17 protein-coding genes and 1 pseudogene are annotated in these 19,256 nt (G+C 56.4%); 12 read left to right on the top strand and 6 right to left on the bottom strand.

The window, feature by feature from the left end; all coding sequences use genetic code 11:
• The first annotated feature begins 111 nt into the window (after window positions 1-111).
• The 8 genes and pseudogenes from BKP64_RS14605 (at window position 112) to BKP64_RS14570 (ending at window position 10,506) form a co-directional block, all read left to right on the top strand.
• Window positions 112-2,301, top strand: a complete 2,190-nt coding sequence (locus BKP64_RS14605) for an FAD-dependent oxidoreductase (RefSeq protein WP_070971647.1) — start codon at window positions 112-114, stop codon at window positions 2,299-2,301.
• Window positions 2,288-3,258: pseudogene (locus tag BKP64_RS19650) on the top strand (radical SAM protein). Before BKP64_RS14605 ends, BKP64_RS19650 begins: the two are co-directional and overlap by 14 nt.
• A 114-nt stretch (window positions 3,259-3,372) precedes the next feature.
• The gene (locus BKP64_RS14595) at window positions 3,373-4,776 is read left to right on the top strand and encodes a sodium:solute symporter family transporter (protein WP_070971644.1); all 1,404 of its coding nucleotides are present in this window, start codon (window positions 3,373-3,375) and stop codon (window positions 4,774-4,776) included.
• A 9-nt stretch (window positions 4,777-4,785) separates the two neighbouring features.
• Window positions 4,786-5,736, top strand: coding sequence for a hypothetical protein (locus BKP64_RS14590; protein ID WP_070971641.1), 951 nt, complete (start codon window positions 4,786-4,788; stop codon window positions 5,734-5,736).
• 149 nt (window positions 5,737-5,885) lie between these two features.
• Complete coding sequence (gene ectA / locus BKP64_RS14585) at window positions 5,886-6,401, top strand: diaminobutyrate acetyltransferase (protein WP_070971638.1); 516 nt, start codon at window positions 5,886-5,888, stop codon at window positions 6,399-6,401.
• 193 nt (window positions 6,402-6,594) lie between these two features.
• Entirely contained in the window at window positions 6,595-7,863 is a 1,269-nt protein-coding gene (gene ectB, locus BKP64_RS14580; protein WP_070971635.1) for a diaminobutyrate--2-oxoglutarate transaminase, read from the top strand.
• Between the two features lie 51 nt (window positions 7,864-7,914).
• Entirely contained in the window at window positions 7,915-9,366 is a 1,452-nt protein-coding gene (locus BKP64_RS14575) for an aspartate kinase (RefSeq protein WP_070971632.1), read from the top strand.
• Window positions 9,367-9,507: 141 nt separating this feature from the next.
• A complete protein-coding gene (locus tag BKP64_RS14570) occupies window positions 9,508-10,506 on the top strand; it encodes a sigma-70 family RNA polymerase sigma factor (RefSeq protein WP_070971629.1) in 999 nt (332 codons plus the stop codon).
• 7 nt (window positions 10,507-10,513) lie between these two features.
• Here BKP64_RS14570 and BKP64_RS14565 read toward each other — a convergent pair whose 3' ends face one another.
• Genes BKP64_RS14565 through pdxH form a run of 5 tightly spaced genes read right to left on the bottom strand, consistent with a single transcriptional unit; the run spans window position 10,514 to window position 13,298 of the window.
• Window positions 10,514-10,969: a DUF3429 domain-containing protein gene (locus BKP64_RS14565; RefSeq protein WP_070971627.1), complete on the bottom strand. Its 456-nt coding sequence runs from the start codon at window positions 10,967-10,969 to the stop codon at window positions 10,514-10,516.
• The gene (locus BKP64_RS14560; protein ID WP_070971625.1) at window positions 10,966-11,271 is read right to left on the bottom strand and encodes a DUF6482 family protein; all 306 of its coding nucleotides are present in this window, start codon (window positions 11,269-11,271) and stop codon (window positions 10,966-10,968) included. Before BKP64_RS14560 ends, BKP64_RS14565 begins: the two co-directional genes overlap by 4 nt.
• 56 nt (window positions 11,272-11,327) lie before the next feature.
• The gene (locus BKP64_RS19165; RefSeq protein ID WP_083329227.1) at window positions 11,328-11,909 is read right to left on the bottom strand and encodes a DNA-3-methyladenine glycosylase I; all 582 of its coding nucleotides are present in this window, start codon (window positions 11,907-11,909) and stop codon (window positions 11,328-11,330) included.
• Window positions 11,906-12,694, bottom strand: a complete 789-nt coding sequence (locus BKP64_RS14550; protein WP_070971619.1) for a 4'-phosphopantetheinyl transferase family protein — start codon at window positions 12,692-12,694, stop codon at window positions 11,906-11,908. The genes BKP64_RS19165 and BKP64_RS14550 overlap by 4 nt, the downstream gene beginning before the upstream one ends.
• On the bottom strand, window positions 12,663-13,298 hold the full coding sequence (gene pdxH, locus BKP64_RS14545; protein WP_070971616.1) for a pyridoxamine 5'-phosphate oxidase: 636 nt from the start codon (window positions 13,296-13,298) through the stop codon (window positions 12,663-12,665). The genes BKP64_RS14550 and pdxH overlap by 32 nt, the downstream gene beginning before the upstream one ends.
• 222 nt (window positions 13,299-13,520) lie before the next feature.
• On the opposite strand from pdxH, the gene BKP64_RS14540 reads away from it, so the two are divergent.
• The 3 genes from BKP64_RS14540 (at window position 13,521) to BKP64_RS14535 (ending at window position 17,708) form a co-directional block, all read left to right on the top strand.
• Entirely contained in the window at window positions 13,521-14,804 is a 1,284-nt protein-coding gene (locus tag BKP64_RS14540; RefSeq protein WP_070971613.1) for an MHYT domain-containing protein, read from the top strand.
• 85 nt (window positions 14,805-14,889) lie between these two features.
• Window positions 14,890-15,699, top strand: a complete 810-nt coding sequence (locus BKP64_RS19560; RefSeq protein WP_227515414.1) for a DUF748 domain-containing protein — start codon at window positions 14,890-14,892, stop codon at window positions 15,697-15,699.
• The gene (locus tag BKP64_RS14535) at window positions 15,687-17,708 is read left to right on the top strand and encodes a DUF748 domain-containing protein (protein WP_227515413.1); all 2,022 of its coding nucleotides are present in this window, start codon (window positions 15,687-15,689) and stop codon (window positions 17,706-17,708) included. Before BKP64_RS19560 ends, BKP64_RS14535 begins: the two co-directional genes overlap by 13 nt.
• Here the strand turns inward: BKP64_RS14535 and BKP64_RS14530 are convergent.
• Window positions 17,705-18,529, bottom strand: a complete 825-nt coding sequence (locus BKP64_RS14530) for a substrate-binding periplasmic protein (protein WP_227515412.1) — start codon at window positions 18,527-18,529, stop codon at window positions 17,705-17,707. The genes BKP64_RS14535 and BKP64_RS14530 overlap by 4 nt on opposite strands.
• 107 nt (window positions 18,530-18,636) lie before the next feature.
• On the opposite strand from BKP64_RS14530, the gene yfbR reads away from it, so the two are divergent.
• A complete protein-coding gene (gene yfbR, locus BKP64_RS14525) occupies window positions 18,637-19,233 on the top strand; it encodes a 5'-deoxynucleotidase (RefSeq protein ID WP_070971610.1) in 597 nt (198 codons plus the stop codon).
• Window positions 19,234-19,256 lie beyond the last annotated feature (23 nt).

Below are 19,256 nucleotides of genomic sequence, written 5' to 3'. Positions count from 1 at the left end.
CGTACAACACCATTAGACCGGTAAAGTAAGCAAAACCGACAGGGCTGGTGTAACACTTCCGAGACTGGCGTGTCTTTTCAGCATCACGTTCAGGTTAGCAGGGATTATTTCATGACATTGAAAAAATGGATTCTGGTCGCGTTGATTGCGGCTGTCGTCATCGGTTTTATCGCCAGCGGTGGTGGTGAGCTTCTAACGCTTGAGAATCTCAAGGAAAACCAACAGGTTCTGGATAACTGGATCAGTCAGAACCTGGTGGTTGCGGTGTTTGGTTTTGTCGCGGTCTATGTGGTGGTTACAGCACTGTCACTCCCCGGGGCTACCATTATGACCCTGGCCGGTGGTGCTTTCTTCGGTAACCTTTACGGTTTGGCCGCGGTTTCCATCGCCTCAACCGTGGGGGCATCCCTCGCATTTCTGGTGGCTCGCTTTCTGATGCGCGATACCTTGCGCAGGCGCTATGCCGAGACGGTGGCGAAAATGGATCGTGGCATCGAAAAGGACGGGGCTTTCTATCTTGCGACCCTGCGCCTGGTGCCGGTCTTTCCGTTTTTCCTGATCAACCTGGCCATGGGCCTGACTGGCATGAAGCTGCGCACCTACGCTCTCGTGAGCTGGGTTGCCATGCTGCCGGGCACCTTTGTGTATGTGAACGCCGGCACCCAGCTTGGCCAGATCCAGTCCACCGGTGATATTGTTTCTGCCGATCTGCTGCTGTCTTTTGCCCTGCTTGGGCTCTTCCCCCTGATTGCCAAGTTTGTGGTCGGTTTTATTCGCCGCCGCAAAGTGTATTCCGGCTGGCAGAAGCCTGAGCATTTTGACTACAACCTACTGGTTATTGGCGGCGGCTCTGCCGGGCTGGTTTCCGCCTACATCGCTGCAGCCGTTAAGGCCAAGGTGGCCCTGATCGAAAAGCACAAGATGGGTGGCGACTGCCTCAACACCGGTTGTGTTCCCTCCAAGGCTCTGATTCGAAGTGCCAAAGCAGCGGATACGCTTCGTCACGCCAACCGTTACGGTCTGGAGTCAGTGCCGGTGAAAGGCTCGTTCAAGAACATCATGAACCGCGTTCAGGACGTGATTGCCAAGGTCGAGCCCCACGATTCCCCTGAGCGCTACCGCAAACTGGGCGTGGATTGCATCTCTGGTGAGGCAAGCTTCGTATCCCCCTGGGAGCTGGAGGTCAGGCACACCGATGGTCACACTGAACGGTTGACGGCGCGGAGTATTGTTGTTGCGACAGGTGGCAAACCGGCCATGCCACCGATTCCAGGGCTTGCTGACATGGATCCTTTGAATTCTGACAACCTCTGGGCTCTGCAGGAGCAGCCGGAGCGTTTGCTGGTGCTGGGCGGTGGTCCCATCGGTTCCGAGCTGGCCCATGCCTTTGCCCGTCTGGGTAGCAAGGTGATTCAGGTGGAAATGGGCGACCGGTTGTTGGCGAAAGAAGACAGTGATGTATCCGAGCTGGTGAAATCCCGGTTCGAAAATGATGGAATTGACGTTCGCCTGGGACATGCGGCGAAAGAGTTCGCCATCGAAGAAGGCGAGAAAGTGGTCTACTGCGAGCATAAGGGCGAGCGGGTTCGTATTACCTTCGATAAGGTGCTGGTGGCGGTGGGGCGTGCAGCAAATACCAAAGGCCTCGGGCTCGACAAAATTGGTATCGAGCCCCTGCCTAACGGCACCGTGCCGGTGGAAGAGGACATGAGCCTGCGTTATCCGAACGTGTTTGCCTGTGGCGATGTGGCCGGCCCCTATCAGTTCACTCATGCGGCAGCGCATCAGGCCTGGTATGCCGCGGTGAACGGCCTGTTCGGTCAGTTCAAACGGTTCAGGGTGGACTACCGGGTGATGCCATGGGTGACTTTTACCTCGCCGGAAGTGGCCCGGGTGGGGCTGAGCGAAGCCGAAGCCACAGAGAAAGGCATTGCCTTTGAAGTTACCCGATACGGCCTGGACGATCTGGATCGGGCGATTGCGGAGAGCGAAGACTATGGATTCATCAAGGTGCTCACACCCCCAGGCAAGGACAAGATACTGGGTGCGGTGGTGGTTGGTGCCCATGCCGGTGAAATCCTGGCCGAGTTTACTTTGGCCATGAAGCACGGTCTGGGCCTGAACAAGATTCTGGGTACCATCCACCCCTACCCGACCTGGAACGAATCCGCAAAATTCGCCGCCGGCGAATGGAAGCGAGCCCACGCCCCTGCCGGCATTCTGAAATTGCTGGAAAAGCTGCACGGCTGGCGCCGTGGCAAAGACACGAAAACACCGAGGAGTCTCTATGTCCCAGATTGAAACCCCGACGGCCCGCAGAAAACGTATTCCGGCCGTGGAGGTCCTGGAACCCAGGGCATTCGACAGCTGGACTCATACCCGCAACGGCGACCCGCGTGGATACATTGATGCGAACAGGCTGAAAGAGCTGTGGATCCACACCGGCACGGCCTGCAACCTGGCCTGCCCATTCTGCCTTGAAGGCTCCCATCCCGGCGATGGCCGGATTCCGGGAATGAAGTTGAGTGATGTGAAGCCGTTCATCCATGAAGCCATCGACATGGGCGTGGAACAGTTTTCCTTCACCGGCGGTGAGCCATTTGTGATCCGGGATTTTGTCAATATTCTCGATTATGCCAGTCAGCACCGTCCCTGCTTCGTACTTACCAACGCCACCGAGCCGTTGCTCAAGCGCCGGGCGCAGGTGCTGCCCTTGCTGGAAAATCCCTACCCGATCCACTTCCGTGTCAGCCTGGATTTTCCGGATCGCGCCCGTCATGACAAGGATCGGGGGAAGGCAGTTTTGATCAGGCCCTGGAGGGTGTTCACTGGCTGATCGAACAGGGTTTCAAGGTTTCAATCGCCCGCCAGACGGATCCCGAGGAAAGCCCCGCGGACGTCGAGGCGGCATTCCGCGACATTTTCCGGGCCTGGAGCATTCCAGAGAATCTGGCGTTCACCGCGTTTCCGGACCTGGGCACACCGGGGTCGGAAGACGGTAGCCCGGAGATCACGGAAACGTGTATGGAGAAGTATCCTACGGAGGAGGCACGTTCCCACTTTATGTGCACCTATACACGGATGCTGGTCAAGAAGGGAGACCAGGTTCGGGTCTATGCCTGTACTTTGGTGGATGACGATCCGCAGTACGATTTGGGTGGGTCGCTGGCGGAAAGCATGGATGAGCGCATTATGTTGCGGCATCACCGGTGCTTTTCCTGTTACCGGTTTGGGGCCAGTTGTTCGGCGCCCGGTTGAGTTTGTTAGGCCTGCTGGCTGGGAGTTGGCGGCCTGCGGGGCGGGAATTAATTTCCACCCCACAGACCGCGCGGTTCACCGTGCTGTTCGTAAATAACAACGTGGATTTATGCGATGACGACGTTTGAGGGTGCCCTGTTCTGGGGGTTTCTGGTGGTTTACGGCATTGTGATGTATGTACTGTCGCCTCGGAGCAAGAACGCGAATTCCTTTTACAAAGGTGCCGATGATCAGGGTAATCCGGTGGGTCAGTGGTCGCTGACCGCGAGTATTTTTATCAGCTGGATTTTTGCCAAGTCGGTGACCAACGCGGCTAACCTGGGCGCCGCCTATGGCGTCACCGGGGGGCTGGCCTATGCCAGTTACTGGCTGTCAATTCCGGTGGCCGGTTACATCATCTATCTGATCCGGACCCAGACCGGGGCCCGGAGTCTGCAGGATTTCCTGACCTCGCGGTTTGGCCGGCTGGCGTCTCTGGCGTTCGCGGCGGCGATTCTGATCCGGCTTTATAATGAGGTGTGGAGTAACACTGCGGTGGTGGGCGGTTACTTTGGCCTGCCGGGCGAATGGGAGTACTACGCCGCCGCCATGCTATTCACCGTTTTTACGCTTGCCTACAGTCTCAAGGGCGGGTTGCGTTCGTCGATTTTCACCGATGTGATTCAGGCGTTTGTCTTCGTGTTCTTTGTCGGCGCGGTGCTTTTCCTCATTGTCCCGGCGAACGACACCAGCGTGTTGCTGAGCAACGGCGAATTCAGGCTGGATGCGGGTTTTGATCTGTTGCTGGTGGCGCTGCTGCAGATGTTCAGTTATCCGTTTCATGACCCGGTGCTAACCGATCGGGGCTTTGTAAATAAAGAAAAAACCATGCTCAAAAGCTTTGTGGTTGCGGGTTTGCTGGGTTTTGTGGCGGTGTTTATTTTCAGCCTGGTCGGCGTGCATGCCCGGATCAATGGTATTGATGCGATGGGCAATGCGCCAGCGGCGGTCGGGCAGTCCCTGGGGCTCGCAGCCTTGTTTTTCATGAGTGTGGTGATGATGACATCCGCAGGTTCAACGCTGGATTCCACCTTTACATCGCTGGCCAAGTCGCTGGCGGTGGACCTGCCGCGCCTGGCTCAGCGGGCAAAGGACACGCTGCCCAGTGTCCGTGTCGGAGCTGTGGTGATGATTATCTTCGCTTTCGCGGGCAATCTCCCGATGTTTGCCGGTACCGATATTCTCAAGGCCACCACAATTTCCGGCACGATGGTGATGGGGCTTGCGCCGGTGTTCCTGTTCTACGGTTTTACCAAATGGTCGCCCTGGAGTTTTCATCTCAGTTTCTGGACAGGACTGGGCCTTGGGGTGTTGCTGGCGGTGGGTCTGATTCCGGACGGCTGGGCGATCGGGGATGGCAAGTACGCCATGCTGCTCGGGGTGAACGCGTATGGTTTCCTGATCTGTACCGGCGGTTTTTTTCTGCCGCTGGCTTTCCGGCGTTTGGCCGGGCGTTCGCTGGCGGCTGGAGAAGTGTGAGGTGTCACCATGAGTGAAGGCCGTAGTTGTCCCCTGGCTTATCGATACGCGCCGGAGTCGCTGTGTCGGGAGCCGACCGAGGTGTCGGAAGATGTGCTTTATATTGTTGGCGGGCTCTACGGTAATCCCTTCGCTCTTGATGCTATTGAGCAGATGGCGCTTGCCGAGGAACGCCAGGGCCGTAGGGTAAGGCTTGTTTTCAATGGCGATTTCAACTGGTTTAACGCCGATGACACGCTGTTCCAGGATATCAATAAACGGGTGCTGGCCCACACCGCAAGTCTTGGCAATGTTGAATACGAACTGGCGAATGCCAGTGCCGGTGCCGGGTGTGGTTGCGCCTACCCTGAGTTTGTCGACCAGGGCGTGGTAGAGCGCTCCAATCGCATCATGGAGAAACTCCAGGGTGTGGCAGAACAGCACCCGGATATACAAGAGAAGCTGGCGCTTTTGCCACGGTATCAATGCTTGATGTTTGGAGGACTAAAGGTTCTTGTTCTCCATGGTGATCCGGAATCTCTTGCCGGTTGGGGGTTGGCCCATGAATCCTTTAGCGCCGCTAATGAATCAGCTCTGTGCGGGTGGCTGCGGGACACCGGGGCCGATGTAATTGCCTGCACCCACACCTGCCTTCCCGTGCTCTGGTCCGGTGAGGTTGAAAACTGCGCTCGTGTGGTGGCCAACAACGGCTCTGCCGGTATGGGTAACCTGCAGGCAGATCCTCGCGGCCTGATCACCCGCATAGGGTTGTCCGCTCCCGCCACTGAGCCGGTAGTCGCTTTCGAACAACGCGGCGTCCACATTTCCCTGCTGCCTGTCAGCTTTGATGTGGCAGCCTGGCTGGCCCGATTTGACGAGCTGTGGCCAGCGGGTTCGGACGCTGCTGTGTCCTATCGCAGCCGCATCCTGAACGGTACTTCCCTGAACCCGGAGCAGGTTGTTTTTCCTTCCGGTTCGTAACGAATTTGTCACTGGCGAAAGTGTGAATCCGGTCTATTCTGAAAAGAGGAGTGGAAGGGTTTTGGTGTGAGTCCTGTAGGCCTGACTTGAAATATATTTTGTGGTCTATATAATTCAGCACTAACTTTTTGAGGCAAATTGATCACGTTATGACATCGAAAGGATCGAATACCACCGCCATCACACTTCGCACACCCGTGAAAGATGATGGCTTCAGGCTCCACCAGCTGGTCGCAGAATGCCCCCCGCTGGACCCCAACTCTATTTACTGCAACCTGTTGCAGTGCAGCCACTTCGCCGAAACCGGCGTGGCCGCGGAGAAGGAAGGCGATCTGGTCGGCTTTATCTCCGGATACATCCCTCCCCAACAGCCCGAGACCGTGTTTGTATGGCAGGTGGCGGTTCACGAGAAAGGTCGTGGGCAAGGCCTCGCCAAGCGGATGCTGAAAGAGATCGTTAGCCGTGACGCGTGTAAAGATGTGATGCACATGGAAACGACGATTACAGCAGACAACGAGGCCTCATGGGCGCTGTTCCGTTCATTCGCGCGTGACATGGGAGCCGAGCTCACCTATCACGAGCACTTCGAGAAAGAGACCCACTTCGGCGGCCAGCACGATTCCGAATTTCTGCTGCGCATCGGTCCCTTCACGAAGCCTGTCTGAGAGCCCGGTCACCGCCGCCGAAAGTCGGCGCTGACTTAATAAGACTGTGTTTTGGGCTAGCCGGCGGACTACTGAGGTAGGTTCGCCATGGCGCTTAAACCAATGCACGGCGGGCTTGTTGTGACCGAATTCGAAATAACCCGGTAAGTCCCCGCGCATCTACCTCGAACCTGACATGCTAAGAGGCAAGACAATGGAAATTTTCAAGTCAACTGAATCCGAAGTACGTGTATACAGCCGTGCTTTTCCGGTGATTTTTAATCGTGCCAAGAATGCGCACCTGTACACCGAAGACGGCAAGGAATACCTGGACTTTCTGGCCGGTGCCGGTTCACTGAACTACGGCCATAACAACGATATTCTCAAGAAAGCCCTGCTGGAATACATTGAAGCAGACGGTGTAAGCCAGGGCCTGGACATGTTTACCACGGCCAAGCACGACTTCATTGAGTCGTATAAGAAATACATCCTCGACCCGCGGGGCCTGGACTATAAAATGCAGTTTACCGGCCCGACGGGCACCAACTGCGTGGAAGCGGCCCTGAAGCTGGCCCGTAAGGTGAAAGGCCGCAATGGCATCATTTCATTCACCAACGGGTTCCACGGTGTAACCATGGGCGCTGTAGCCGCCACCGGTAACAAGCATCACCGGGGTGGTGTCGGTACACCACTGGGCAATGTCGACTTCATGTTCTACGACGGCTACCTGGGTGACGACGTGGATAGCCTGGCGATTATGGACAAATTGCTGAACGACGGCTCTTCCGGCTTTGAGCTGCCGGCCGCTGTTATCGTAGAAGCGGTTCAGGGTGAGGGTGGCTTGAACGCCTGTCGTGCGGAGTGGCTGAAAGGTCTTTCCGAGCTCTGCAAGAAGCACGATATCCTGCTGATTCTGGATGACATCCAGGCAGGCAACGGGCGCACCGGGGAATTCTTCAGCTTTGAATTCGCTGGCATCAAACCTGACATCGTAACGGTGTCCAAGTCCCTTAGTGGCTACGGGCTGCCGATGGCTCTGGTGCTGTTCAAGCCAGAACTGGATGTTTGGGACCCGGGCGAGCATAACGGTACTTTCCGTGGTAATAATATGGCGTTCATCACGGCTCGGACGGCGGTTGAAACCTACTGGAAAGACGATGCCTTCGCCAACGAAGTGAAGGCCAAAACCAAAGTGCTTGGCGATGCCCTGCAATCAATTTGCGATAAGTATCCCGGCGAGTTCAAAATGAAAGGCCGTGGTCTGATGCGCGGTATTGAGGCGAAGAACGCCGATCTGACTGATCCGATTACCAAGCGTGCGTTTGAACGTGGTCTGATTATCGAGACCAGTGGTCCGAACGACGAGGTTATCAAGTGTCTGATGCCGCTTACCACCAGTGAGGATGATCTCAGGAAAGGTGCTGCCCTGCTGGCGGAAAGCGTTGATGAGATCATGCAGGAAGGGATCAGCGAGGCGTCGTGAGACGCTCCGCAACTCAGGAAATTTATTCCGCAGGATAGCGAAGGCAAAATTATGACTACCCAACAACATACCGTTGAGAAAATTGGCGGTACCTCCATGAGCAATTACGAGGCTGTCCGCGATAACATCATTATTGGTAATCGCACCAAGGCAGACCTCTACCAGCGCATATTCGTGGTTTCGGCCTATGCCGGTGTGACGAATGAACTGCTGGAACACAAGAAGACGGGCGAGCCGGGGGTTTATGCACTGTTTGCCGATGCCGAATCCGACTGGGCCTGGGGCGATGATCTCACCAAACTGGTGAAATTTCTCACCGACATTAACGGTGAACTGTTTGAAGATCCCATGCTCAAGCAGCAGGCGGATCAATTCATCACCGACCGCGTTGAAGGTGTGCGCGGCTGTCTGATTGACCTCCAGCGCTTGTGTTCTTATGGCCAGTTTCAGCTCGAGGAGCACTTACTGACCGTTCGGGAAATGCTGGCGGGTATCGGCGAAGCCCACAGCGCGTTTAATACCGCACTGAAGCTTCAGCAAGAAGGAATCAATGCCCGGTTTGTCGATCTGACTGGCTGGCGCGATTCCGAACTGTTGCCCCTCGATGAGAAACTCAAACAAGCCTTTGATGCCGTTGATCTCACCCGGGAGCTGCCGATCGTTACCGGCTATGCCCAGTGCAAGGAAGGTCTGATGCGGACCTTCGACCGGGGTTACAGCGAAATGACGTTTAGCCGTGTGGCGGTCATCACCCAGGCCCGTGAAGCCATCATTCACAAGGAATATCACCTGAGTTCCGCTGATCCCAATATCGTCGGTGCAGACAAAGTGGTGCCGCTGGGGCGTACCAACTACGACGTTGCTGACCAGCTGGCGAATCTTGGAATGGAGGCGATCCATCCCCGTGCGGGCAAGGGTATGCGCCAGAACGAGATTCCGTTGCGGGTGATGAACACGTTCGAGCCGGAGCACACGGGCACGCTGATCACAGGTGACTACGTCAGCGAAACGCCGCAGGTGGAAATCATTGCTGGCGCCAAGGGCGTTTTTGCTATTGAGGTGTTTGATCAGGACATGCAGGGCGAGCCGGGTTCTGACCGTCGTATCCTGGATGTGCTGAGTCGCTTCAAGGTGCGCTTCATGTCCAAGGACACCAATGCCAATACGATCACCCACTACGTTGGCAGCACCCTCAAGCACGTCAAGCGTGTGGTCAAGGAGCTCAAGGAAGCGTTCCCTAATGCTGAAATCAGCACCCGCAAGGTGGCCCTGGTCTCCGCCATCGGCAGTGATATGAAGGTGCCGGGCATCCTCGCCCGTTCGGTGAAGGCACTGTCGGATAACGAAATCAGCGTCCTTGCCATTCACCAGTGCATGCGGCAGGTGGATATTCAGTTTGTCGTGGATGAGGATCATTATGAAAAGGCTATTGCAACGCTCCATGGTGCGCTGATTGAGCCGCACAAGCATGAGTACGCAATCGTTGCCGCCTCGATAGAGTAAGCAATTACCCCATTACCCAAAGGCGGAACCGGTCGCTCCGCCCTTGGGTAATAACCAGTGTTTTGCTCCCCCCTCTTTCGCGCAAATCCATCACTGCCCCGAAAACGTATCCTCTGTAAATTTGCAACCGGTACCTTAGCCATGGGTAAAACTGAGAGGCTGGGGCCGTCTCCGACCACGTCCAATGATGGAGAAAGGGATTCCCTGGTTGGGCTGTACTTCAGGGATGCGTCCCGGTATGAACTGCTAAGTAACGAGGCTGAGAAGCGTCTCTCCCGCAAATTGACACTGTGTTACCGGATCATCAGCGCCGAACTGGCCCTGCCGGACGAAACGCCGCAGACCTTTCGGGAGATCATTGGCAGTCTGGGAGACGCGTGTGCCTTTTCGACTCGCTGTCGCCGCGCTTTCCACCTGGCCACTGCCTGCCGCCGTAAGCTGATCCAGAGCAATCTTCGCCTGGCGGTGCATATCGCGCGCCGGTACAGCCAGTATGGAATTCCGATGTCGGACCTGATTCAGGACGCCAATGTCGGCCTGATAAAGGCTGTGGAACGTTTCGATCCGGGCAAGGGCTTCCGGTTTTCCACCTATGCTTACTGGTGGATCAGTGAAGAGGTCAAGCGCTGCCTGCAGCGGGGAACGCGCCTGGTGCACACGCCGGAGAACGTTGTTGACGAGATCCGTCAACTGCACAAAGTCTCCCTGAAGATGCATCAGAGCCTTGGCCGTACCCCCTCGCAGACGGAGCTGGCCCGTGAAATGGAGGCCTCGCCATCGCGCATTGGCGAACTGCGAGCGCTGGCCGCCAGGGAAGTATCCACCGACGTCCCGCTGGTAGACGACGGCTCAGTGACTCTGGGTGACAGTCTGAAAGGAAGAGAACAGCTGACGCCTGATCACCCGATGTTCCATAGGGACCGGAGTCGTACGCTGAATGCCATGCTGGGCAAACTCACGGATCGGGAGCAGGAAATCCTGTCCCGTCGCTACGGTCTGGGCTTGCCAGAACCTGAGACCTTGCAGGTCATTTCCGACGATCTGGGCATTAGCAGAGAGCGGGTACGACAAATTGAGAAAATGGCTTTGAAGAAACTACAGGGGCAGTTCAGCAGTCCCGAGGACGCATTTCGCGCCTGATCTTGGATCAGGCGCCATGGATCAGGAAATACCAGCAGCCAATACTAATCTGACACGCCATCACGACGGATGTGAGCACCAGACGCATTTTCAGGTACCAGGCTGGCCAGTAAATCCGCATCCATTTTGCGTCCGTTATGTACAGTCCGATGTAGGCCACGGTGTAGAGAAAAATCTGAGCAGGCGTCGAGAGCAGCAGACCAATACCGGCTGTCACGAAGAAGGTCTGGCTGAGAAGCATGGTGACCAGCGGGGATTGGGGGTAGCAGCAATTATCCAGCTGCATGGCGATGGGCCAGTAAATGCCGGCCATAAACGCGAGTATGCCGGCGCTGTAGAGGTAAAACCAGCGCAGGATTGTCACGCTGTGCTCCGGCATCATGAACAGGCCCGCGACGCCCGCCAAAAACGGAATCAGGCCGGCGATACCTACCAGAATGGCAAGTCGCGCTACTGAAATCACGGTTTCTGCCTCTGGACCCTGATTCGCATGGGCTCGATGTCGGAAGGCTCCATTCCCACCATTTCATGATAGGCAGAAGGATGGACAATCTGGGTTTCCCGGATGGCGAAGGAGGCCAGTGTATCCTGAATCTGCCAGGCGCCGCGGAACAGACTTGTAATGCCCTGTTTGTCGGAGAGCAGGAGTATTTTGTCACCTATGTTAAGCCGCGCCATATAATGCTGGCCTTCCAGGGAAATAATCTCCAGCAAATCGATCACCGGGTCCGGCGCGTTCCTGAGTTCTTCGAGGGTAATTCTCACAATGGAGCTCCGGAATGGTTGTGTTGCCAGACTTACGACTCCAGAGCGCTTTGGGATCATTTACCGAGTGAATGACACTCCCGGTGCTGGGGGCAATTGACGAGGTGATCATTGACCATTCCGGTCGCTTGCATAAAGGCATAAACGATCGTCGGGCCAACAAAATTGAAGCCGGCTCGTTTCAGCTCACGGGACATGGCTTCAGATTCAGGGGTACTTACCGGTACCTGATCAAAGTTCTGCCACTGATTCTGTATCGGCTGGCCATCAACAAACGACCACAAAAACTCACTGAAACAGACGCCTTTTTCCCGGAGGTCGAGAAATCCTCGGGCATTCCTGATGATGGAGTTGACTTTCAGGCGGTTGCGGACAATAGCGGGGTTTGTCATCAGTTCTGCGATCTTGTCATCCTTGTATCGCACGATTTTTTCCGGGTCGAAATCATCGTAGGCCTCCCGGTACCCCTGTTGCTTGCGGAGGATGGTCAGCCAGCTCAGCCCCGCCTGCTGGCCGTCCAGGCACAGTTTTTCGAAAAGTGCCAGATCGTTATATTCTGGTCTTCCCCAAACCGTATCGTGATAGTGAACATATAACGGGTCAGTCCCGCACCATGGACAACGTTCCGGGTGTGTCATCGGCTCTGGTTTCTCCTTTCCTGCTTGGTGTGTATGGGAGCGTGCAAGACCGCGACGTCTGAACCGGCAAGGTTGTCGGGACGGACGAGAGAAAAGTCGTCGGGTGGTGCAGTCAGCAATACGAGTTTCGGGGGCTGCAAGTCCCTGCTTTGAACCGGCATCCGATACACCAGGGTCACCAGAAAGCCCTCGGCAATACAGCACCAGGCTTGCCAGCCTTGTTCCTGGCGATCGCCGAGCAGCTCGAATCCGGGTCCCACCTCCAGGGTTTGCAGGTTGTCGGCAATTCCCCGCTCAGTGGCCTTTAACCAGGCTTCCTTGAGGGTCCATACCTTCAGGAAGGTCTCCGGGTTGTCATCGCGGAGTAACCATTGCTGTTCTTGGGTGGTAAACCAGCGTCTGGTCACCTTCTGCCATTGGGGGTGTCGCTGGCACGGCTCTATGTCCAGGCCAATTGGGCTGTGCTGGCTGGTTGCGCAGGCTGAGAGGCCATGGCTATGGCTTAGTGACAGACGCCAGCCGGCAGGCGTCCCGGAGTGAACCGGTCGGCCGTCCACGGGGCTGCATGATGAGGCGCTTTGTCCGCTGGCACCGGCGATGGCCTGGCGAATCAGCCAGCGGCTAGCGAGATACTCCCGCTTCCGCGGGCCACTGAACTTCGCCACGGTCTCTCGTTCGTAGGCAGTCAGCCAGGCAGGTAACCGGGATGTTGCCTCGCCGCCTTCGTGGCAGAGCCAGATGGTCGGTGATTGCTCAGGGCTGCAGTCGTTGTATGAGCCAGCCATCCTCCTCCCTCACATATTCGAAACGGTCATGAAGCCGACTCGGGCGCCCTTGCCAGAACTCGATACGTTCGGGAACGATCCGATACCCGCCCCAGAAGCCCGGCAGTGGTATTTCGCCCTCACTGAACTTGCGTTTTATTTCGGCAACCTTTTGTTCAAGAAGACCCCGGGAGGTGATGGCCTTGCTCTGTTCGGACACCCAGGCGCCAATCTGGCTTCCGCGGGGACGCGACGCAAAATAGCGCAGGGATTCGGCCTTGCTGACTTTCTCTACCACGCCCTGGATTCTCACCTGACGGTTTAACCCGAGCCAGGGAAACAACAATGCGGCCCGGGGATTTTCGTCAATCTCCCGAGCCTTTCGGCTGCCGTAGTTGGTGTAGAACACGAAGCCCTGCTCGTCGAAATATTTGAGCAGGACCGTTCTCAGGTCGGGCATTCCACTGTCTCCGGTTGTCGCCAGAGACATGGCATTAGGCTCCAGTATTCCTGCCGCTCGGGCATCCTCAAACCAACTCTGAAATTGCCGCACCGGATTGTTATCAAGGGCATCGCGGTCAAGTCCCTCACTTTCAAAATCCCGACGCATATCGCCGATGTCCATAACTCCTTTCCTCACGATTAAAAGCCTGGAGCGGTTACGACTGCCGAGCATATCGGGTTCAGTCATGGCTGTCAGCGCCACATGTGCAGCTGCTGGTTACATAATTAATACAAAGGAATGAGAGCGGATTCACAAATTGCGCGTATTTCAATCCCAATTCATGGCGCTTCAACAAATGGCCGTGCCAGACATCTTAAATGAATAACGAGAGAGTTGAATACGATGATGGCTGAATATGACCCGTCACTGGTGGCTGCATCTTATGTGGTCGCCGTCCTAGCCGCTTACACCGCGCTGTATTTCGGGACCAGGCTGAACAGTGCAAAGGGAGCCGAACGCCGGCGCTGGTTGGTTACCGGAGCCCTGATTATGGGTTCGGGTGTCTGGACCATGCATTTCGTTGGTATGCGTGCCATGCCCATGGACGTTGCGATGTCTTTTGACTCCACCATGACGCTCATTTCCTGGCTGGCTGCCATCTCGGCCTCGGGCGTGGCCTTGCACATCATTGGACGTCAGGATATCAGCGGGGGCCTGTTCGCCGGGGCCACTCTGGCGATGTCAGGGGGTATTGTAATCATGCACTATCTCGGCATGTACGCTCTGCGGATGTCGGAAGATCCGGTCTTTAATATGGGGTTCTTTGCGCTCTCGATTGCTATCGCAGTGGGTGCCTCGGGGGCCGCACTGGCGATTTGCAGAAAACTCCAGAACATGACCGGCCGAACGGTCATTGTGACTCAGTTTGCTGCTGCGCTGGTCATGGCCGCTGCGATCTGCGGTATGCATTATACCGGCATGATGGCCATGATGTTCCCGGCAGGTGCTGTTCCAGCCGCAGATAACGGTTTGACGGGGGAGTGGATAGGTATTCCGTTGGCGGTTGCCTGTGTTGCTCTTCTGGCCGTAGCACTTGCGGTCACCATTATGGATGTTCGGGCACGTCGCCGGTTTGAAGAACGTAAGGCTGAACAGAATGAATGGGTTGAGAAAATGGCGTTCGTGGACTTGGCGACCGGCCTGCCGAATCGCTCCGGACTCGAACAGAAACTTCTGGATATACTCGCCCGCCAGAATGCCTGCGAGAACCCGTTCGCACTGATCTATCTGGATATCGCCAATTTCAGAGAGCTCTCCGACAAGCTGGATGCCGTCAAGATGAAAGGAGCGATTCGGGACGTCACCGATGCGCTCAAGGAGAACCTGACTGAAAACGTCTTTCTTGCCCGTTACTCTGCCAGTTCCTTTTTTGCAGTGGTGCCGGATCCTGACAACACTGACCACGCCTTCATGTACAAGCGCCTGCGGCAGCTTGATACAGCCATTCAGTCGGGTGAGACAGCCGTTACCTGGCGTGCGGGGCAGTCAGTGTACCCGGTGACTGGTAATTCCAGCCGCAAGCTGATCCGCGCAGCCATGATTCCCCGCGATCTGAACCAGATCGGGCATTTCTCCGGTATGAAGGCAGACCCGGAGCTGGTACTGCCCAGTCAGATCAACAGCTGACAAAACGGCTCGCGGGCGACTATCCTTGTAGGCAGGCTGGGGGCCGAGACGGCCTCCGGAACCCGCCGCCCACGAGGAGATAGTTGTGGCCGAGAGCCGTCAGCGCAGTCATTTGACGAGGAACCTGGTTATCGGGTTTCTCATTCTTGTTGTTCTCTACGCACTCGCCGGATTCCTGCTGCTTCCCTGGTGGATAGAGCGGGCCATACCGGAGCAACTCGCCCAGCGGATGGGCTGGCAGAGCCAGATTGAAAGCGTCAGAGTGAATCCGTTCGCACTCAGTGTCGAGACCGTGGGCCTGTCTGCCCAGGATGCCGAGGGCAAAGAGGTGGTCGGGTTTGATCGCCTGTTCCTTGATCTGGGTTTTTTCCAACTGCTCCGTGGCATCGTTGGTTTTCAGGCGATCCAGTTACAGGAACCCTTCATCCGGCTGGACCTGCTAGAGGATTACAGTGTCAATTTTGCCAGGGACTGGCAGAACCATAACTCACCGTCGGACCAGCCCCAAGAGACCGGTGCAGAACCGCCGAAGCTCTACTTTCAACAGATCGTTGTTGATGGCGGCGAACTGCTGTTCCGGGATTTCAGCCAGAAAACGCCGGCGGAATTTCAGATAACCCCCCTGGATCTGACTCTGAATGATCTTGCGACCTGGCGCCGGGACGGTCGCGACAGCGATTATTCCCTGCTGGCGGCGATCGGTAGCCAGACCATTGAGTGGGAAGGCGACCTGAGTGTTGCTCCGCTCTATTCCAAAGGTTCCCTGCGTATCGTCGGTGTCGGGTCCGATACCCTGAAGCACTTTCTGGCACCCTATTTACCCTACGATCTTCGCGGGGGCGCGTCACCCTGCGCTCTGATTACGAACTCCAGGCCGGCGAAGTGTTTTACCTGACAACCCGTAACGGCACCCTGTCACTGGATGACCTGGCCGTCGCGATTGATGAGCAGAGCGAGGAGCCCCGCCTGACGTCCAGCAACATTGCTGTGGACCAGATGGGGTTCGATCTCAATGCCATGCAAATCAGTGTGGGTCAGGTTAGCCTAGAGAATCTGGATGCCGCTCTGGCACGGGATGAATCGGGCATTATTGACTGGTTGGCGCCGTTGGGTGCGACGGATGGTGACTCCCAGGCGCCTGTCACCGAAGCGGCCTCGGAGACTGCGGGCGCGAGTCAGCCTGTTCGCTGGTCGGTTGAAGGCATTTCCGTATCCAATAGTCGGGTTCACTGGCAAGATCGGCAACCGGATACTGCCGTGGATCTGACCCTTGAGCAGTTGTCGCTGTCCAGTGGCCGAATGAGCGACCGGCTTGAAGAGCCCGTGACCTACCAGGCGAAGGCCACTCTCGCCAGCGGTGGCCGGTTGTCCCTGAGCGGTCAGGTCACACCGCAACCCTTTACCCTTGAGGCGGCCATTTCCGGGTCTGATGTTGCCCTGGCGGCGTTTGAACCCTACATGCAAGAAGGCGCCAATCTTGCCGTTGGTGGCGGCCGTTTGACGGTTGATGGCAACCTGGATCTGGACGGTCAGCAGACTCCCCTTACCGGCACGTTCAGTGGCACCGCGGAAGTCACCGGGTTTTCTTTGCGGCTGCCGGGAAGGGATGACCAAATGGTTTCCTGGACCTCCCTGCGTCTGGCGCCCATTGAATATAACGTTAACCCTGCCCGGCTTGAGATCGGGACCGTTACCCTGAGCCAACCGGTTATCAACGTAGTGCGTGACTCAGACAACATCCATAACCTGCAAAGAGTTGCCAGAACCGGCCAGCCATCGGGCACTGGCACGACCTCTGCCGCTCCCTCCGATAATAGTGGCGATGGAGAAGCTGACTTTATCTTCCGGATCGGCCAGTTGATGCTTGAGGATGGCTCGGTAGCCTATACCGACCGCACCCTCAATCCGGCCGTTACCACATCATTTGACGCGCTGACCGGCTCCGTCACCGGGCTGAGTAATATTCCGCCGCAGCAGGGCAAGGTGTCGATCAGTGGTCGTGTGGGCCAGGTTGCCACTGTGGATTTTCAGGGCACCATCGGGACACTGGGGACTGAGGACGTAAGTGACCTGAAACTGACAATGAACGATCTTTCGCTCCCTGTGCTATCGCCCTACTTCGGACGCTACGTGGGCTATGGTGTCGATAGTGGCAAGCTGAACCTGAAACTGGACTATAAGATCGCCGGTACCCGTATTGATGCCAGTAATCTGGTGGTCATGGATCGCCTGGAACTGGGGCAGCCAATTGCCAGTGAGGAAGCGGTGAACGCACCGGTAAAGCTCGGGCTGGCACTGCTCCGGGATCGGGACGGTATGATTGAAGTGGACCTGCCTATCAGTGGCGATCTTTCGGATCCGGACTTCAGCATCGGAAAAGTGGTTATGCGCGCCTTTGTAAACCTTCTCGCCAAGGCGGCGGCATCACCATTCAGTATGCTTGGCTCCATTGCGGAGCTGGCCGGATTGAGCGGCGATGAACTGGGGAAAGTCAGCTTTCAGCCTGGCAGCATTGCATTGGCGGAAGGTGAGCCCGCCAAACTTGCGGCTCTGGCGGACGCTCTGCTGGAGCGCCCGAATCTGCTGCTTAATATTCGAGGCGGTATTGCACCAGAGGCCGACGGTCTGGCGCTATTGCGCGATGAGCTGACCAGCGGTGGAGCGAAGACCCTTTCTGATGAGGCGTGGGCGGCTGCGCGGGAGGACTACCTTGCGGGTGAGCGTGACCTGGCACCCGAGGCTCTGAATAACCTGGCCAGTGCCCGGGGCATGGCCATCCGGAAGGTCTTGCAGGACACCCATGAGGTGCCCGCAAATCAGTTGTTCTTGTCGGATCCTTCTCGAAGTGCTGATGTTAACGAGAGCGGCGAGGTGACGGTCAGGCTGACCCTCGACGTACGTTAGAGGGACTGGAAACCATTGAGAAATTCGGGTGGGAGATGCAGGCCCCAGTCCTCCACCATCTTTTGGTAGGAGCCGTTGTGTATCAGGGGCGCCAGAAGCTCCATCATGTCCGTGGCGCTTACCGGGCCGTTCTTACGGGCGATGATCCTGAGTTCGTACTGCTGATCAGGCTTGTCGGAGATCAGCAACTTTGACCGGTCATCGGGGTGTTTTGACAGATGCATCTGAAGGTAGGAGTGGCTGATGACGGCAACTTCCGCCACAGAGGGACGATCCGCCATGATCAGTTGCAGATTACGGTTGTGACTGTCAGAGAACTCGACATTAAATTTCTGCTGAAGCTTCTGGCTATCGACCTCCAGATCCGCGAAACCGTAGTGGTAGCCGGACATAGCCACGATGGCGTGACTGGCAATGTCATCGAAGAAGGAAAGGTTCCGGCCCGGTTTTTTCAGGGCGACATAGAGTTCTTCGTCCGTCAGAATCGGACGACTGATGGTTACGTCCCGGCCTGACCAGCCCCAGTTGGCACTTTGAAAGAAAATAACGTCGTACAGGCCGGCCTCGTAATCAAGGTAACGGCGTTTGGGCGATGTGTAAAAAACCTGGAAGGACACATCGTTGTGAACTTTCCGGAGTTCCCTGAGAAGGTCACCCAGCAAGCCGGTCGGTTGGTTATCGGGGCCCACACCCGCGACTGGCGGAAAATGGTAGATGCCGATCCTGACTTTCGTTTCCGGATAGGCAGAGGGCATCCATGTGGTAAAAAGCACGATGGCGAGCAGAGCGAGTGTTCTTGTTGTTTTCTGCATGACTGACATGCTGGATCCAGAATGTGTAACAAGTGAATACATATTCAGATTACCATTGTAGTGCTGGTGGCTGAAAGCCAAAGCTTATAAAGTTATGCAAAATAGGAATTTTCCCTATGCCTCACTCTGTCAGCCATTTTTTTGCTTATGTTTCCCGACTTCGCTGGATCAAGCGTTGGGGGCTGATGCGAAATGCCATCGAAGAAAACGTGGCGACTCATTCATGGGAAGTGGCGACACTTGCGCATGCGCTGGCGCTGATCCGTAATCGGCATTTTGGCGGACAGGTCAATGCTGACCGCATTGCGGCAGCGGCGCTCTACCACGATGCAACGGAAGTGATTACCGGGGATATGCCTACACCTGTGAAATACCACTCCCGGGTTATGCGGGAGGCGTTCGGCGATATTGAGCACAAGGCGGAGGCAGAACTGCTGGCACTGTTACCAGAAGATCTCAGGGATGATTTTTCTCCGTATCTGAGGGAATCCCGACTACCTGCGGAGGATCGGGAGCTGATCAAGGCGGCCGACCGTTTGTCCGCATGGCTCAAATGTCGGGCTGAGATACGGGCCGGCAACAAGGAATTTGAGCCGGCCGAGAACCAGATCCGGGCGCGCCTGGAAGAGGACGGCTTGCGGGAAGTGGCGTATTTCATGGAAGTATTCGCGCCCAGCTATGAGCAGCCATTGGATAACCTGCTGGGGCGATAGCCCCGGCAGGTTGCTGCGCTGTG

Origin of the sequence: Marinobacter salinus, from assembly GCF_001854125.1 — a bacterium.
Lineage (GTDB): Bacteria > Pseudomonadota > Gammaproteobacteria > Pseudomonadales > Oleiphilaceae > Marinobacter > Marinobacter salinus.
This window is presented reverse-complemented; position numbering and strand designations above follow the sequence as displayed.

What these genes read in the sequence shown, in the direction of transcription:
- BKP64_RS14570 (WP_070971629.1), top strand. Translation starts at nt 9,508, where the DNA reads ATGGGTAAAACTGAGAGGCTGGGGCCGTCTCCGACCACGTCCAATGAT.
- BKP64_RS19165 (WP_083329227.1), bottom strand. Translation starts at nt 11,909, where the DNA reads ATGACACACCCGGAACGTTGTCCATGGTGCGGGACTGACCCGTTATAT.
- BKP64_RS14550 (WP_070971619.1), bottom strand. Translation starts at nt 12,694, where the DNA reads ATGGCTGGCTCATACAACGACTGCAGCCCTGAGCAATCACCGACCATC.
- ectA (WP_070971638.1), top strand. Translation starts at nt 5,886, where the DNA reads ATGACATCGAAAGGATCGAATACCACCGCCATCACACTTCGCACACCC.
- BKP64_RS14595 (WP_070971644.1), top strand. Translation starts at nt 3,373, where the DNA reads ATGACGACGTTTGAGGGTGCCCTGTTCTGGGGGTTTCTGGTGGTTTAC.
- yfbR (WP_070971610.1), top strand. Translation starts at nt 18,637, where the DNA reads ATGCCTCACTCTGTCAGCCATTTTTTTGCTTATGTTTCCCGACTTCGC.
- BKP64_RS14530 (WP_227515412.1), bottom strand. Translation starts at nt 18,529, where the DNA reads ATGTCAGTCATGCAGAAAACAACAAGAACACTCGCTCTGCTCGCCATC.
- BKP64_RS14575 (WP_070971632.1), top strand. Translation starts at nt 7,915, where the DNA reads ATGACTACCCAACAACATACCGTTGAGAAAATTGGCGGTACCTCCATG.
- BKP64_RS14605 (WP_070971647.1), top strand. Translation starts at nt 112, where the DNA reads ATGACATTGAAAAAATGGATTCTGGTCGCGTTGATTGCGGCTGTCGTC.
- ectB (WP_070971635.1), top strand. Translation starts at nt 6,595, where the DNA reads ATGGAAATTTTCAAGTCAACTGAATCCGAAGTACGTGTATACAGCCGT.
- BKP64_RS14590 (WP_070971641.1), top strand. Translation starts at nt 4,786, where the DNA reads ATGAGTGAAGGCCGTAGTTGTCCCCTGGCTTATCGATACGCGCCGGAG.
- pdxH (WP_070971616.1), bottom strand. Translation starts at nt 13,298, where the DNA reads ATGGACATCGGCGATATGCGTCGGGATTTTGAAAGTGAGGGACTTGAC.
- BKP64_RS14540 (WP_070971613.1), top strand. Translation starts at nt 13,521, where the DNA reads ATGATGGCTGAATATGACCCGTCACTGGTGGCTGCATCTTATGTGGTC.